This is a genomic window from Shimia sp. (assembly GCF_039969785.1).
In the GTDB taxonomy this organism is placed as follows: domain Bacteria; phylum Pseudomonadota; class Alphaproteobacteria; order Rhodobacterales; family Rhodobacteraceae; genus Shimia.
Genome location: NZ_JBDVNC010000048.1, coordinates 52,827 through 68,487, shown reverse-complemented (window position 1 = coordinate 68,487; position 15,661 = coordinate 52,827). Strand labels below are relative to the sequence as shown.

Sequence of the window (15,661 nt, the reverse complement as noted above, 5' to 3'; positions counted from 1 at the left end):
AGGGGTTCAGAAACTCAGCGTGCCAGAGCGCGCGTTTATTTTCAACGGTTGGAGAGGGCTTGCCGAAGGGGGGCTTCAAGCTTAAGCCTGTTTGATGAGAACACAAATGACATATCGCGAGCATCTGCGCAGCCTGCTTCGGCTGGGCATTCCGCTGATTGGCGGGCATGTGGCGCAATTCTCGATCACGCTGACGGATACGGTCATGTTGGGGTGGTATTCGGTCGAAGCGCTGGCGTCGGTTGTGCTGGGTGGCACGTTCTTTTTCGTCATTTTCATTCTGGGTTCTGGCTTTGCGATTGCGGTCATGCCGCTGGTGGCCGAGGCCGAGGCGTCGGGTGATGAAACCGGGTTGCGCCGCGTGACCCGCATGGGGTTGTGGCTGTCGTTGATATTCGGCGTGCTTGGGTTGCCCTTGTTCATCTATTCAGGACCTTTGCTGGTCGCGCTGGGCCAGGAACCGGAAACGGCGGCATTGGCGCAGGAATATCTGAGGATCGCCGGGATAGGGTTATTGCCCGCATTGTTGGTGATGGTGCTCAAAAGCTATCTAGCGGCGCTGGAGCGCACGCGCGTGGTGTTCTGGGTCACAGTGGCGGCGGTGCCAGCCAATGCGCTGGTCAACTACCTGCTGATTTTCGGCAATTGGGGCTTTCCAGAGCTGGGTGTGCAGGGGGCGGCGATTGCGTCACTGGTTATGCAGGCCGTGTCTTTGGGCGGAGTGGTTCTGTATGCGATGCTGGCCATGTCACATCATGATTTGTTCCGTCGTATCTGGCGCCCGGACTGGGAAGCGTTTGGTCATGTGCTACGGCTGGGCATCCCGATTGGCCTGACCAATTTGGCCGAAGTTGGATTGTTCGCGGCGTCCTCGCTGATGATGGGGTGGTTGGGAACCATTCAACTGGCGGCGCATGGGATTGCGCTGCAACTGGCGAGCCTTGCGTTCATGATGCATCTGGGGCTGAGCAATGCTGCGACGGTGCGGGCTGGCAATGCAATGGGGCGTAAAGATGCAGAGCATATGGCGCGTGGGGCCCGGGTCGCGATTGCCGCATCGCTGGTGACGGCGCTGGTGGCGGTGGCATTGTTCCTGACCATCCCCGAGATATTGCTGGGCGGTTTTATCGACCCTCAGGAGCCGCAACGCGAGGTTATTTTGGCCACCGGTGTGACGCTGCTTTATGTGGCGGCGCTGTTTCAGGTGGTTGATGGAACACAAGTGATGGCGCTGGGCCTGTTGCGCGGTGTGATGGACACGCGCGGCCCAATGGTGATCGCGGCCATCAGTTATTGGATGATCGGCGTGCCAACCGCCTATGTGCTTGGGTTTACGCTGGACATGGGCGGCGTGGGTGTTTGGCTGGGGCTGGTTGTGGGTCTGACATTTGCCGCGATATTGTTGATGTGGCGGTTCTGGGGGCCTGATCTGCGCCGATTGCGGGTGCGGTTCGACGCCCCGGCGAAATAAACAGCGGCACGGGGGAGCCGTTTGAACAAAGGGGAGGAACACGTGACGAATTTTCTGGACTGGGATGCGGTTGATCTGGTGGCAGCGCTGCGCGGTGGGCAGCTGCGCGCACAGGATGTGATGCAGGCCACGCTGGGCCGTATAGCGGTGCGCAACGAGGCTGTGAATGCCATTATTGATCTTCGACCAGCCGATACCCTGATGGCGGAGGCCCGGGCGGCGGATGAAGCCACCAGCCGAGGCGCGTTGCACGGTGTGCCGCTGGCCGTCAAAGGTCTGGCGGATGTGAAAGGCACCCGCAATACCGAAGGCTCGCCATTGTTCGCTGACAGAATATCGACCAGGGACGCGCGGTTTGTCGGGTTGATGCGTGAAGCAGGCGCAATTTTCATCGGCAAGACCAACGTGCCGGAATTCGGATTGGGCAGCCACAGCTATAACCCGGTGCATGGCGTTACACGCAACCCTTATGGGGCAGGCTACACGGCAGGTGGATCGTCTGGCGGGGCAGGGGCGGCGCTGGCCTGTGGGATGGTGGCGCTGGCGGATGGGTCCGACATGATGGGATCGCTGCGCAATCCGGCGGGTTGGAATAACGTCTATGGGTTTCGCCCCAGTCTGGGATATGTGCCGCGCGAGCCGGGTGGCGATACGTTCTGGCAGCAGATATCGACAATGGGTCCGATGGCACGTGCGCCACATGATATTGCGCTGATGATGCAGGTTCTGGCGCAGCCAAACCCGCGCGTGCCCCTTAACATGCCCAAACAAAGCTGGGACTTGTCCGGGCAAACCACGCTGAACGGGACGCGTGTGGGATGGCTGGGTGATTGGGGCGGAGCCCTGCCGATGGAAGATGGCATTATCGATCTGTGTCAGGGTGGTCTGAGCGCCCTGCAGGCGCTGGGCGCGCAGGTAACACCGATGGATGCACCTTATGATGCCGAGGCCCTGTTTCAGGCGTGGTCTGATCTGCGCGCCTTTGCGCTGGCGGCTGAGATGGCGGATATGTTTGAGGACCCGACCCGGCGCGCCCGATTAAAGCCAGAGGCCCAATGGGAGATTGAACGTGGGTTGGCGATGCAGGCGCGGGCCTTGCACCAGGCCTGTGTCACGCGGGCGCGGTGGTTTGAAACGGCGGCAGACATATTTGAAAGCTGCGATGTTTTAGCATTGCCAACCGCGCAATGCTGGCCGTTTCCTGCGGATTGGGACTGGCCCAAATCGATTGCCGGGGTGGATATGGATACCTATCACCGCTGGATGCATGTGATGGTGCCGGTGAGCCTGATTGGGGTGCCGGCGATCAGCGTTCCGGTTGGGTTTAATGCCGGTGGATTGCCGATGGGAATGCAGCTGATTGCCGCCAAAGGCAACGACGTAGCGCTGTTAAATGTGGCACATGCCTACCACGAGGCTACGCGGTGGCCGCAAAAATTCCCTCCAAATATTCAGAATGCTTGATTTGTTCTGATAAACCCTGTCTTTTGGCGGAAATACGAGACCATGCAGAGGGAGGAATGCATGCCGCAAACACCGCAAAGAGGTGTGCCCGAGCTGGGCGCAGTAGATGTCGCGATGCTGCGCGACGCATTGCGCAAGGGATGGCAGGATTTCAAGGCAAAGCCCGGATATGGGATTGTATTTGCGTTATTTTACGTGATTGCCGGATGGCTGATGGCGTGGGTCACGATGGCGACCGGGCAAACCTATTGGCTGGTTTTTGCGGCAATTGGATTTCCGTTGATCGGACCATTTGCTGCCGTTGGATTGTATGAAGTGTCACGCCGGCTTGAACGGGGCGAAGCGATGGACTGGTACGCGATTTTTGGCGTGATCGGACGCCAGAGCAAGCGGCAATTGCCTTCAATCTGCGCAGTGATCATCATTGTGTTTCTCTTCTGGTTCTTCCTGTCACACATGATTTTCGCGCTGTTCCTTGGAATGTCGGCCATGACCAACGTGTCCAGCTCGTTTGAGGTCTATTTGACGGGCACCGGGTTGCAGATGCTGGCGTTTGGCAGTTTGGTTGGCGGTGCGTTTGCGTTGTTGCTTTATATGATCACAGTTATTTCACTACCGCTATTGCTGGATCGCGAAGTTGATTTTGTGACCGCGATGATCACCAGCTTTACGGCCGTGAAGAACAACTTTGTGACGATGTTGATCTGGGCGGCGGTGATTGCCGGTTTAACCTTTCTTGCGCTGTTGCCGGGATTTCTGGGATTGCTGATCGTTTTGCCGCTTTTGGGGCATGCCACGTGGCATCTCTATTCTTTGATGCAGCACGCTGCCGAGGATTGATCAGGCGTCGCGCCCCATTGCCTTAAGCTGCAAGTGCAGTGCTGTCGCTGCTGGGTCGCCGGTTTCAAGCGCGTAGACATAGGCGTGTGTCAGATAGAACCCGGCGGCATCGGATGTGTTCGCCTGCCCGGCGGCTTGCGTGTAAAGCGTCACCAGCGCCTGTTTGTCATCTGCACGATGTGCATCAAGCAGACGCTGGTCAAGATCGCTCATTCAGCGACGTCAGGTTGCGCCGCGCGGTGCATTTGCAGACGCATGGCGACCCAATCATGAAAACAATGCGTGGGGCCGTCCATGGCGGGTGAAAAGCGTCCGCCGTCAAAACCCGGTGCGTGGCGGCCCTTTTGCATGCCTTCGACAACAAAGATGTCTTCCTCGAAAACTTCTTTCCACTGGGCTGTGTTTTTGGCGCGCAGGGCGTCATCGGTCGACGGTGTCGCATAATAGAGATGAATGTGTTCGACCGTGTTTTGCGTGTCGACCGGTTCAAGCACGATGGCAAAAGCGTGGTCACGTTGCACACCCAGCAGGACGTTGGGGTAGACGGTGATATATTCCGCGCCTTCGTCCCATTGTGATGAGAGGCCCGGAAAATCCGGGAAGGTTTCGCCGGTCTCGTCCTTGAGTTGGCGATAGACCAACGTGCCCTGACCTGAATATTTGCCGGGTTCCGCGATATTGTAGTGGTCTTCGAGCCGGGAATAGCTGTTGAGGCCGGGATGGACCCACGGCAGGTGATAGCTTTCACAATAGTTTTCGACCGCGAGTTTCCAGTTGGTGGCGACCGGCAGCTTAAAACAACTGTCTGCGCCGCCGTGAAAGAGCGGCTTGTCGTGTTCTGCCCAGCGGCTGATGAGATCGCTGTGCACCTCTTCAAAGGGCGGGGCATCGCCGGAGATGTTCACAAATACAATGTCGCGCCAGATGTAGCTGCGCAATTCGATCAGCCCCAGTTCGGAGCGGTCCAGGGCGTCATGGGTGTTCTGCCCCGGTCCGCCGACATGTGGCGTGGTGACAAGGCGGCCTTCTGTGGAATAGCACCAGGAGTGGTAAGGGCAGCGGATGGCGCCCTGAATGTTACGGGGGGCGTCTACCAGTATCATGCCACGATGGCGGCAGGTATTGTTGAACACACGCACCTGTCCCTGTTTGTCGCGCAACAACAGCAACGGCATGCCAAGAAACGTCATCGGCACCGCGTCGCCAGGATCCGGCACATCAGCAGCTGCGGCAAGACCAGCCCATGTGCTGGTCAGGACGGCGTGTTTTTCTTCCTGAAACTGCGCTGGATCGATGTAATGCGCATTCGACAGACCGTTGGCCATCTCAATTGGCTGGCGCACCGCATCCAGATTTGTCGGGGTCGATGACATGGCGATTCTCCTTGCCAGAATGACAAAAGAGTAGCCGAAACAAGGGGGGTAAATTGCCGGTCTGCGACCTGACGTGACGCAGACCGACACGCAGTGGCGTTACTTGGCATCAGCTTTATCAGCTGAATGGGCGTTCCAATTGCAATAATTTGCGGTGATAGGGCATCAATTCATCCGGGCTGCAAAAGCCGACAGAGCGCGCAGCCTGAAGAACTGTACCGGTGTTTTTACCCAGATGTTCATAGACAAGACGGGCCGCGCGGCACCCGGTCACGGTTTCGCGGACGGTGCGCGTTGCGTAGCCAATCCAGTAGTGGTTCTGAAACGACGCAACCCGGCTGAGGTAATTAAAGGAGGTCGCCATGGTTCGCGCATGGCTGACCATCGCGGCAACCCCATCTTCCTGAGGCAGTATCACGCCGCGGAATTCACGGGTCGCGCTGTCGGTGGGCAGACCTTGCTGACGCATTGCTTCTTTGGCTTCGTAACCGCGCAGAAACGTGTGGTCATCTTTGCGGAAAACATAAACAAGCCCAATGATGATCAGGTCTTGCTCGATGAAGCTACGGCGTGAAAAGCGGTAAAATCCGTCTGGAAATACATCCTGAGGGATATCCGTCATGCCCGTGCCGACATAGTCAGCAATCAACGGATGGTTGAGTACGCCACGGTCGCCGGACTGTTCGTCCATCGGTTCAAGCAAGATGCGGGCGTCTACATTGAAGAAGGTGCAAATGCGGTGCAGTACGTCAGGACGCGGAAAACTCTCGCCGGAAAGGTAGCGATTGAATTGGGTTCGGTTGATCCCCAGCTCCCTGCATAATCGAGACACCGACGGAAAGTCCTCCGCCAGAATCCGCAGATTATTGCCAAGCATCTGGCGCAGCTCGGCAGGAGATTTCTGCACTCTCATGGTCGAAGTTGCGTCGTTCAATTCTCTCTCCGGTTGGTGCTGTCGCGACTTGTTCTACTTTTTGGCGCGCGTATTATCATTCTGTGTTCGCTGTTGACGCTATTAAGCATCATCTTGACGCATAGTGGCATCAGCTATTTTTAAAGTCGACACAATTTTTCAAGAACCGACGCGCAAATTTCAATGTCGTGAGGTCGGTTCTTTTGTGACACTCAGTGTAGAGGCAAAAAGGAGTTAGAACTCAGATGCTTGGCGTGATTCTCTGGAGTGATACGAATGACAATAAGGCGGTGATCTGGTGCGAGGATCATGGCGATTTGGCATTCTTTAATGGCGGATCAGAACGACCTGACGCTCTTTTGGATTTTGATGCTGGTGATTTGGTACAATTTGATTTGCGCGAAGATCGGCATCAACGCCTCGCCAGAAATCCTCGTCGCGTTGGTCAGGGCGCCTTCGCGGGACTACCCGATACGTTGAGCGCAACACGGCCCGCAGCGAAATCGGACAACACCATTGTCGAGAAAACTGATCCCGAGGAGGCGATGGTTTCTGCAAAGATTATTCCGTTTGCACCGGCGCAGCCGCGTCAGCAGGAGCGTTCACTGGAACTTGCCTGATCCACATTCTGACCGTCAGAACGTGACAGTCAGACCACAAAAAAAGGGGCCAAGTGGCCCCTTTCTACATTAGACACTGTAGACTGCCTTACTCGGGTCCGCGCGCCAACGCAGCGACGCCGGTGCGCGCCACCTCGACCAGCCCGAGTGGGCGCATGAGATCTGCAAATGCGTCGATTTTTTCGGGCGCGCCGGTGATTTCAAACACAAAGCTCTCCAGTGTGCTATCGACCACATTGGCGCGAAAGATGTCGGCCAGCCGCAGGGCTTCAACGCGCTTGTCGCCAGCACCAGAGACTTTGAACAATCCAAGTTCGCGTTCGACCGACGGTCCTTCGACTGTCAGATCGTGCACTTTGTGAACCGGGACGATGCGGCCCAGCTGGGTTTTAATCTGTTCGATCACCTGAGGGGTACCTGTGGTCACAACAGTGATGCGTGACTGATGCCCGGTGTGGTCAATCTCGGCCACCGTCAAGCTTTCGATATTGTATCCCCGGCCCGCAAACAGACCAATAACACGAGCAAGCACACCCGGTTCGTTGTCGACCACAACGGCAAGTGTGTGAGTTTCCTGAACGTCCGAAAAATTGGGGCGTAGGTTATAGGCCGAATGCTTGTTAGAGCCTTTTTTGATTTTTAGAGCAGCCATATTCTTTCTCCTTACACCAACACCGCGCCGCCGGCTTCGATTGCGCCTTGCGTCGAGGTTTCGCCCAGAAGCATTTCATTGTGGGGTTTACCTGACGGGATCATCGGGAAGCAGTTTTCGTGCTTTTCGACGAGGCAATCAAAGATCACCGGACCATCATGGTTGATCATCTCAAGAATTGCGTCATCCAGATCGTCGGCGCTGTCACAATAGATGCCTTTGGCGCCAAACGCTTCGGCGAGCTTCACAAAGTCGGGCAGGGCTTCGGACCAGGAGTGCGAATAGCGTTCGCCGTGCAGCAATTCCTGCCACTGGCGCACCATGCCGAGGCGTTCGTTGTTCAGGATGAACTGTTTCACCGGCAGGCGGAACTGAACGGCTGTGCCCATTTCCTGCATGTTCATCAGCCACGAGGCTTCGCCAGCCACGTTGATCACGAGGCTCACGGGATGGGCCATCTGAACGCCGATCGAGGCCGGAAAGCCATAGCCCATGGTGCCCAGTCCACCGGACGTCATCCAGCGGTTTGGATCTTCGAAGCCAAGATATTGCGCGGCCCACATCTGATGTTGGCCCACTTCGGTGGTGATATAGCGGTCGTGGTCTTTGGTCAGAGCCTCAAGGCGCTGGAGCGCGTATTGAGGTTTGATAATCTTGCCTTCCTGCTTGTATTTCAAACAGTCGACTTTGCGCCATTCATCAACCTGAGACTGCCAGTTGGCAATGCCTTCCCGGTTCAGCGTCCGACCACGGGCCTTCCAGACTTTGAGCACGTCTTCCAGTACGTGGGCGATGTCACCAACAATCGGAATATCCGTTTTGATCACTTTGTTGATCGAGCTGGGATCAATGTCGATATGTGCTTTGATCGAGTTGGGCGAGAACGCGTCGAGCACACCGGTGATGCGGTCATCAAAGCGCGCACCAATGTTGATCATCAGGTCACAGCCATGCATCGCCATGTTGGCCTCATAAAGGCCGTGCATGCCCAGCATGCCCAACCAGTTTTTGCCGGATGCGGGATAAGCCCCCAGCCCCATCAGGGTTGAGGTGATCGGAATGCCTGTGGCCTCGACCAGTTCGCGCAACAGGGCGCTGGCCTTAGGGCCGGAATTGATTACGCCGCCGCCAGTATAAAAAATTGGGCGTTCGGCGGTTTCCAGTGCTTCGACCAGCTCGTTGATCATCTCGATATCGCCGCGCAGCTGGGGTTGATAGGTCGATGTATTGACCGCCTCCGGCGCGGTATAGTCGGCACCGGCGAACTGAACGTCTTTGGGAATGTCGACAAGCACCGGACCCGGACGGCCCGAGCGCGCGACATGGAATGCCTGATGAATGGTTCCCGACAGGTCGGCCGTGTCTTTGACCAGCCAGTTGTGCTTGGTGCAGGGTCGGGTGATGCCAACGGTGTCGGCCTCCTGAAAGGCATCCGAGCCGATCATAAAGGTGGGCACCTGTCCGGTCAGAACAACAATCGGGATGGAGTCGAGCAACGCGTCGGTCAGACCGGTCACCGCATTGGTGGCCCCGGGACCGGACGTTACCAGCGCAACACCAACTTTGCCTGTAGAACGGGCATAGCCTTCGGCAGCGTGCACAGCACCCTGTTCGTGACGCACCAGAATGTGGCGGATGTCATTCTGTTGAAAGATTTCGTCATAAATCGGCAGGACAGCCCCGCCGGGATATCCGAATACCGTGTCCACACCCTGATCCTTGAGGGCCTGAACTACCATTCTCGCTCCGGTCATCTGACGTGCCATTTATCTCTCCACTTACAACGTCATCAATTTATTCGCACAAAAAAACCCCCGACATTTGACGGGGGCGCATGGGGTACCAATATGGTGTCCGTTACCGGCCCATGCGCCATTTCTCTAATACGACGACTAGCATTTGCATTGTCGGGTTCCTTTTGTGGTCGAACCGGACCTTATTTGCGCCGCGTCGCGGCGTCAACCGCCAATGCAGTAGAAAAACTGTCGCGAGGACATCTTTTTCTTTTCGAAAGTTGCGTTTGAGGTGTTGTTCGGGACATATGCGCAAAATATTTGCCGATTATGGTTGTGGTTGTCGACATTTTGCCTCTTGCGGCGGCTTTGCCTGGTAATGGCACATCGGGTTTCGCCAATAGCATCGGGAATCGTGCTGTGAGAGCGGGGCTTCAGGGGCACCCACAAAAAAACCCGCTATGCCAAGGCAAAGCGGGTTTCGATCAACAGGGCAGGCGTTGGTTACCGGGTGCGCTTTTCCGCGACCAATGCCGTCATGTTGTTCAGCGGCAGGTAGCCGCGCAACAGTTGGTCCTGCATCACAAACGTTGGTGTCCCCGAGATTTTGAGGTTTTGCGCTAGTGCGCGGGTTTGGCGGATTTCTTCTGTCACCTCGTCGCTGTCCATTCGGGCCAGCAGTATATCGGCGTCAAATCCCAGACTTTCCGAAATGCGCGTCAAAGACCCGGTATTCACGTCGCCTTTGAATGTGATCAGGGCATCATGGGCCAGCTTATACGCTTCGTCGCCCATCGTTTGTTTCACGGCGATGGCGTAGCGCGAGCTGACAACCGAGTCTTCGCCCAAAATGGGGAATTCCTTGACGATCAAGCGAATATTACCATCGTTTTCAAGCAGCTGTTCAACCTCGTCAAACGCCTTGCGGCAATAGCCACAGCGGTAGTCAATGAATTCAACAAGAGTGATGTCGCCATTGGGATTGCCGCCGACCCAAGAATAGCCGTCATCAAACAACGCGTCTGTGTTGTTTTGCACAAGCGCCATATCATGCGCTGCGTCAGCCGCGGCGTTGCGCTGTTCCAGAAGTTCGACGGCTTCCATGATCACTTGTGGATTGTCGAGCAGGTAAGAGCGGATTTCGGCGCGGAATATCGCGCGTTCTTCGTCCGACATAGAGCCCATGTCAAACGCCATGACCGGCGCGGCGGCCAGCCCCAGAGCAAGGATAGTAGAGGATAATAGGCGTTTCATTTAAATCTCCGTTATTTTTTGGCGGCGCGTTTGGCCGCCACGAGAATGTCATCTGCACGCCGCCATGCACCCGAGCCACGCGGCAAAAGGCCGATGGCCCGTCTTGCATGTATTTCGGCGTCTTTGAGGCGAGCTGCAAGGGCATACCGTTCCGCTGTGGCCAGCGACGCCATGCCATTTTGGCCGGTACGTGCATAGGCAGAACCCAGATCGCGCAGGACTTTGGGGTCACGGAAATCGCGGGACCGCGCCGTTTCGAGATACTTGAGAGCTTCTTTGGGGCGGTCCACAGTCAACAACGACCGGCCCAGCCCGCCAAGGATCAGCGTGTTGTAGGGCGCTAGGTCAACAGCGCGTCTGTAAGCGTTGACCGCTGATTGAAATTGACGACTTTCCAGAAGGATCTGGCCTTTGAGTTCATAATAATAGGCATCGTTTGGGCGCAAGGCCAGCGCTGCATCAATACGGCTCAGCGCTTTGGTCCGGTCTGACAGCCGGTGATAGGCAACGGCCTCGCGCATCAGGCGGATGTCTTGGTGTTTGCTTTCGCGCGCGCGTTTCAGCGTCCATTTTGGCGGGTTCAGGAACGCGGTGAGTTTGCCACGCGCGCGTTCGTACCAGTATTCCAGTTCAGGCTGTGGGCGGGCTTTGCCGGAATAGGCGGCGACAAACCGCTCCATTGCCCGCACGCGGTCACGCGATAATGGGTGTGAGCGGGTGTAGGGGTCTTGCCGCGACACGTTCAGGAGTTCCTGCCCCACGAAATCCTTGTGCACTTCGACTGCGCCTTGCGGATCGATGCCTGCGGATGCCAGATAACGCACGCCGGATTGATCGGCCGAGGCTTCTTCGGATCTGGTGTGGGCCAGAAACTGGCGTTGCGCAGCGGATTGCGTTCCGGCCGCCAGTCCAAATCCGACATCCCCCCGTCCGCTTGCAGCCGCCGCGGCGATCGCCAGCGCGATACCAAGCCCGGCCAGAGAGCGGGTCGAATCCAGATTGGCCATGCGGCGGGCAATGTGACCATTGGCAATATGGGCCGCCTCATGCGCGATGACCGCCTGAAGTTTTTCCGGCGTGTCCATTTTGGAGATCATGCCGGTGTGAATAAAGATGTGTTGGGAATCGACGACAAATGCGTTCAGCGACCGGTCATTGACCAGCAGAATACGCACATTGCCTCCAAGTCCGGCAGCGGCCAGAATCGGGGCAGCCATTTGTGTCAGCGCGTGTTCGATGTCGGGATCGCGGATCAGAGAGGCGGCGCGTGCGGGCAATGCGGTCCAAACCAAAGCGCACAAAGCCGCCAGACAGGCGGCAAACAGTTGAAAAGCATGCATTGACGGCGCCGTCATTTCGCGGTGAAACCTCATGAACGACAATAGGGACGAATTTGATGCGGAACTCAAGACGCGGGGCAGTTGATCCCTTTATTGTGATGGATGTCATGGAAGCCGCCCGGCAAGCCGAGGCTGAGGGGCGTCATATTATTCATATGGAGGTGGGTCAGCCGGGCACTGCCGCACCGGAAGGGGCGCGGTTGGCGCTGACGCAAGCGATGCAGCAAGACGCGCTGGGATATACGGTCGCGTTGGGTATCCCGGAACTGCGCGCGCGAATCGCGGCGCTGTATGACACATGGTACGGCGTTGATCTGAACCCGGAGCGGGTGATTGTGACCCCGGGTTCGTCCGGTGCCTTTTTGCTGGCGTTCACAGCGCTGTTTGATGCGGGTGACCGGGTAGCAATCGGGGCACCGGGATATCCAAGTTATCGCCAGATTTTAAAGGCATTGTCGCTGGAACCACTGGACATTCAGACCGCGCCACAAAACCGGCTGCAACCGGTGCCCGATGACCTTGGTGCGTTAGATTTTGAAGGTTTGATGGTTGCATCACCTGCCAATCCAACCGGAACCATGCTGGATCGTCCGGCCATGTCGGCTTTGGTCGAGATGTGTCACGCCAAAGGGGCGGCTTTTATCAGCGATGAGATATACCACGGTATTGAATATGAGGCCAAAGCGGTGACGGCGCTTGAGATTACCGATGAGGCTTATGTTATCAACTCGTTTTCCAAGTATTTCAGCATGACCGGATGGCGGGTTGGCTGGATGGTAGTGCCTGAGGATCATGTGCGCCAGATTGAGCGGTTGGCGCAGAACATGTTCATTTGCGCCCCCCATGCCAGTCAGGTTGCCGCGTTGGCAGCGATGTCGTGTAAGGACGAGCTTGAGGCCAACATGGATGTCTATCGCACAAACCGGGCGCTGATGATTGAGGGTTTGCCCAAGGCGGGTTTTCGCCATTTTGCGCCGCCGGATGGCGCGTTTTACGTCTACGTGGATGTCAGTGCCTTTACCGAAGACAGTCGCGCCTTTGCGCGTTCCGTTCTGGACGAAGCCGGGGTTGCAGTGACACCGGGTTTGGATTTTGACCCGGCACGGGGACATCAGACGTTGCGGTTTTCCTATGCCCGTGCCAGCGCGGACATTGCTGAGGGTCTTGAGCGGTTGCAAAAATTCATGCGCAAGCGCGGATTTGTGTGACGGGCAGGGGGCGCTGCCCCCTCTTGGGTCGCGAGCGGCCCAATTCACCCCCGGAGAAGTTTTGGCAAAATGAAGATTGGGTGGGGTTCTCGGGGCCGTGAGGCTGGTGTAGGTTCACCGGCAAGAAACCCGTGTGAGGGGCAATGAGCAGAGTATTTGTATTTTTTGCGGCCGTGTTCTGGGCTGGGTTGGCCGGGTTGGCCAGTGCGCAGGAATTTTCCGGGCTGGCGCGGCTGAACGTGGCGCGCAGCGGGCTGTCTGAGGGATGGCGCGGGGCGATTACGTTGGAGATGGACCTTAGTCAGGGGGTGCCTTGGCGGGTGTTCCATCTGGATGAACCGCGACGGGTGGTGCTTGATTTTCGCGAGATTGACTGGAGCGGCGTGGCCCCGGCTGATCTGGGGACGGTAGAAGGCGTTGAAACGGTGCGGTTCGGTTTGTATCGGCCGGGTTGGAGCCGCATGGTTCTTGATCTTGCGGAGCCGATGCTGGTGGATGCGGCCGGAATGCAGGTGGATGAGACCAGCGGGCGGGCGCATTTGGTTGTTGAGCTGAAGCCTGCCGGGCCGCTGGACTATGCTGCACAATCGGGCGCGCCCTATGATCCGCGTTGGGACTTACCTGCCCCTGCCGACATCAAACGCACGCGCCCCGAGCGCCCGGACTGGGCGCCAACCGTGGTTGTAATTGATCCGGGACATGGCGGCATTGATCCGGGCGCTGAGCGGGACGGGTTTCTGGAGAAAGATCTGATGCTGCGCTTTGCGCGGGAATTGCGCGATACGCTGCGTCGTTCGGGCGGGTTTGAAGTGATCCTGACACGTGACGAGGATGCGTTTGTATCGCTGGAACGCCGGGTTGCCATCGCGCATCAGCAGGGGGCGGATGTGTTTATTTCGTTGCATGCGGATTCGCTGAGCCAGGGACATGCGCATGGTGCGACGGTGTACACGTTGTCCAAAGAGGCCAGTGATGCAGCCTCAGCCGTGCTGGCAGAGCGTCATGACCGGGCTGATATCCTGTCGGGCGTCGATCTGTCTGGTGCTGATGACGAGGTGACCGATGTTTTGCTGGATCTGGCGCGGATGGAAACACAGCCGCGCACAGAGCAGCTTGCCCGCGAAATGGTCGGAGCTTTGCGCGAATCAACCGGTTCTTTGAACCGCAAAGCGCATCGTGAAGCTGCGTTTTCAGTGCTGAAGGCCGCAGATGTGCCGTCGATCCTGATCGAATTGGGGTTCATGTCGTCGCAGAAAGATCTGGCAAACCTGCAGGATGCAGGGTGGCGTGCTTCGATGGCAGCGGGTATTCGCGACGGGCTGCAAGCCTGGGTTATCGCAGACAAGGCGGCGCGGGCGTTGGTCCGTCAGTAGCCAAACGGCATTGGACTTTAAAGTGGCATATTGACCAGACAGGCGGGTGCGTTTGGTGTCGCTGTAGTTGCCCATTCGCGAAAGGCCTTGATCTTTGGGTCGTCCCACCGGTCATGTGGTCCGATCAGCGCATATTGGCCGTTTTTGGTCTCAAAAGCCATGTCGGGAAAGGGTAGGGTCAGCTCTCCGCGATCCAGCTCTTCCCGGCAAAGATAGAGGTCGGCCATGACAATGCCGCCGCCCATGACGGCGGCGCGGGTGGCCATATCAAGATTTGGAAAAACCTCGCTGTGGTTCGTATGAAGCTCGGGAAGGTTGAAAGCCTGTGCCCATGCGGCCCAGTCGCCCTTTGACGCGTTTTCGTGCAGGAGCGTGAAGTTTTGAAGATCGGCCGGGTCTCGCAGGGGTAACTGTGCGTTGGCCAGACCGGGAGCGCAAGCCGGAGCCAATCGCATAGGAAATAATGGTTGGGCAACGATATTATCGGCCCGCCCGGGCCAGTGCTGAAGAGAGACGCCAAGGTCGTATTCCGAGCTGTCAAACCCGGAATAGCCGTAAAATTCAGTAGTGAGACGGACGCGAATGCCCGGGTGCAGCGCGCGAAACTGGTCTAACCGTGGAAACAACCAGCGGATCGACAGGCCGGGCGGACAAATGATCCTGAGGTCGGTTGCGCCCGCAGACAGGCGATCCGTCTCGGTTGAAATCCGTGCAAAAGCGTCGCTGAGGACTGGCAACAGCGATTGGCCTGCGCGGGTTAGCTCTACGCCGCGGTGATTTCTGCGAAACAGCTGGACGCCAAGATGCTCTTCTAAAATGGCGACGTGACGGCTGATGGCGCCGCGCGTGACATGAAGTTCACTGGCAGCGTCAATAAACCCATTGTGGCGCGCGGCGGCTTCGAAAGCGCGTAGGGCGTTGAGAGGCGGTAGGCGTGTCATGGATCAGTTTTCCTAATCCAAACTATTAAAAAGCTTGGTTTGAAGGCAAGGGTAATTCCGTAGATGCTAGAAATATACGCTATTTATAAGGACTAACTGACATGACCGCACAGTTTTCTGGATATGATTGTGTCAAAATACCTAATCCACCAAATCGAAGGCTAAAAGGTAGGTTTGATGTTTTACGCGATTACTTGGCCGTATTTTTCGAAAGGCGGCGCAAGATTAAAGCCTTGCAGCGCGTAATGGACACGTCTCTGCATTTGTTGGCGGATGTTGGATTTGAAACAGACGCAGATCGCAGTGATCACCAGACATCGTGCTTGACGTTGGATGATTTGGAGGTTGAGGTTTTTACCGTGTCCCAAGCGGGCAGGCTTGGGGATTAAGTCGAATGTTTTGGATGGTTTGTTGGGCGATGGGCAAGGTGTATGACGGATGTTGCGCCCATGTGGCGGCAAAAAGGCGCTGAAAACACA

The 15,661-nt window shown here is 57.0% G+C and carries 15 protein-coding genes; 7 read left to right on the top strand and 8 right to left on the bottom strand.

Annotated features, from left to right (window positions below; translation table 11 throughout):
- Positions 1-106 precede the first annotated feature (106 nt).
- From ABJI08_RS21165 to ABJI08_RS21155, 3 genes are read left to right on the top strand one after another with little or no spacing between them, the layout of a single operon-like run.
- The gene (locus ABJI08_RS21165; RefSeq protein ID WP_348403835.1) at positions 107-1,471 is read left to right on the top strand and encodes an MATE family efflux transporter; all 1,365 of its coding nucleotides are present in this window, start codon (positions 107-109) and stop codon (positions 1,469-1,471) included.
- A gap of 42 nt (positions 1,472-1,513) precedes the next feature.
- Positions 1,514-2,935 carry an amidase gene (locus ABJI08_RS21160; protein WP_348403834.1) on the top strand — a complete coding sequence of 474 codons (1,422 nt, stop codon included), beginning with the start codon at positions 1,514-1,516 and terminating at the stop codon, positions 2,933-2,935.
- Between the two features lie 60 nt (positions 2,936-2,995).
- On the top strand, positions 2,996-3,775 hold the full coding sequence (locus ABJI08_RS21155; protein ID WP_348403833.1) for a DUF2189 domain-containing protein: 780 nt from the start codon (positions 2,996-2,998) through the stop codon (positions 3,773-3,775).
- Here the strand turns inward: ABJI08_RS21155 and ABJI08_RS21150 are convergent, their stop codons facing one another.
- From ABJI08_RS21150 to ABJI08_RS21140, 3 genes are all read right to left on the bottom strand, one after another.
- Positions 3,776-3,988 (bottom strand): hypothetical protein, encoded by a 213-nt coding sequence (locus tag ABJI08_RS21150; protein WP_348403832.1) that lies wholly within the window; start codon positions 3,986-3,988, stop codon positions 3,776-3,778. It lies immediately after the preceding gene.
- Positions 3,985-5,148, bottom strand: coding sequence for an aromatic ring-hydroxylating dioxygenase subunit alpha (locus tag ABJI08_RS21145; protein ID WP_348403831.1), 1,164 nt, complete (start codon positions 5,146-5,148; stop codon positions 3,985-3,987). The genes ABJI08_RS21150 and ABJI08_RS21145 overlap by 4 nt, the downstream gene beginning before the upstream one ends.
- Positions 5,149-5,266: 118 nt before the next feature.
- Positions 5,267-6,061: a helix-turn-helix transcriptional regulator gene (locus tag ABJI08_RS21140; RefSeq protein WP_348403830.1), complete on the bottom strand. Its 795-nt coding sequence runs from the start codon at positions 6,059-6,061 to the stop codon at positions 5,267-5,269.
- A 245-nt stretch (positions 6,062-6,306) separates the two neighbouring features.
- On the opposite strand from ABJI08_RS21140, the gene ABJI08_RS21135 reads away from it, so the two are divergent.
- Positions 6,307-6,681 (top strand): hypothetical protein, encoded by a 375-nt coding sequence (locus tag ABJI08_RS21135; protein ID WP_348403829.1) that lies wholly within the window; start codon positions 6,307-6,309, stop codon positions 6,679-6,681.
- Positions 6,682-6,769: 88 nt separating this feature from the next.
- Here the strand turns inward: ABJI08_RS21135 and ilvN are convergent, their stop codons facing one another.
- From ilvN to ABJI08_RS21115, 4 genes are all read right to left on the bottom strand, one after another.
- Complete coding sequence (ilvN, locus tag ABJI08_RS21130) at positions 6,770-7,333, bottom strand: acetolactate synthase small subunit (RefSeq protein ID WP_348403828.1); 564 nt, start codon at positions 7,331-7,333, stop codon at positions 6,770-6,772.
- An 11-nt stretch (positions 7,334-7,344) separates the two neighbouring features.
- Positions 7,345-9,099 carry an acetolactate synthase 3 large subunit gene (locus ABJI08_RS21125; protein ID WP_348403827.1) on the bottom strand — a complete coding sequence of 585 codons (1,755 nt, stop codon included), beginning with the start codon at positions 9,097-9,099 and terminating at the stop codon, positions 7,345-7,347.
- A gap of 471 nt (positions 9,100-9,570) precedes the next feature.
- The gene (locus ABJI08_RS21120; RefSeq protein WP_348403826.1) at positions 9,571-10,320 is read right to left on the bottom strand and encodes a DsbA family protein; all 750 of its coding nucleotides are present in this window, start codon (positions 10,318-10,320) and stop codon (positions 9,571-9,573) included.
- A gap of 11 nt (positions 10,321-10,331) precedes the next feature.
- Positions 10,332-11,660, bottom strand: coding sequence for a M48 family metalloprotease (locus tag ABJI08_RS21115; RefSeq protein WP_348403825.1), 1,329 nt, complete (start codon positions 11,658-11,660; stop codon positions 10,332-10,334).
- Positions 11,661-11,716: 56 nt separating this feature from the next.
- On the opposite strand from ABJI08_RS21115, the gene ABJI08_RS21110 reads away from it, so the two are divergent.
- Both ABJI08_RS21110 and ABJI08_RS21105 read left to right on the top strand, forming a co-directional pair.
- Complete coding sequence (locus ABJI08_RS21110) at positions 11,717-12,868, top strand: aminotransferase class I/II-fold pyridoxal phosphate-dependent enzyme (RefSeq protein WP_348403824.1); 1,152 nt, start codon at positions 11,717-11,719, stop codon at positions 12,866-12,868.
- A gap of 143 nt (positions 12,869-13,011) precedes the next feature.
- Positions 13,012-14,241, top strand: coding sequence for an N-acetylmuramoyl-L-alanine amidase (locus tag ABJI08_RS21105; protein ID WP_348403823.1), 1,230 nt, complete (start codon positions 13,012-13,014; stop codon positions 14,239-14,241).
- A gap of 17 nt (positions 14,242-14,258) precedes the next feature.
- Here the strand turns inward: ABJI08_RS21105 and ABJI08_RS21100 are convergent, their stop codons facing one another.
- Positions 14,259-15,182: a LysR substrate-binding domain-containing protein gene (locus ABJI08_RS21100; protein WP_348403822.1), complete on the bottom strand. Its 924-nt coding sequence runs from the start codon at positions 15,180-15,182 to the stop codon at positions 14,259-14,261.
- Positions 15,183-15,283: 101 nt separating this feature from the next.
- On the opposite strand from ABJI08_RS21100, the gene ABJI08_RS21095 reads away from it, so the two are divergent.
- The gene (locus ABJI08_RS21095; protein WP_348403821.1) at positions 15,284-15,571 is read left to right on the top strand and encodes a hypothetical protein; all 288 of its coding nucleotides are present in this window, start codon (positions 15,284-15,286) and stop codon (positions 15,569-15,571) included.
- Positions 15,572-15,661 lie beyond the last annotated feature (90 nt).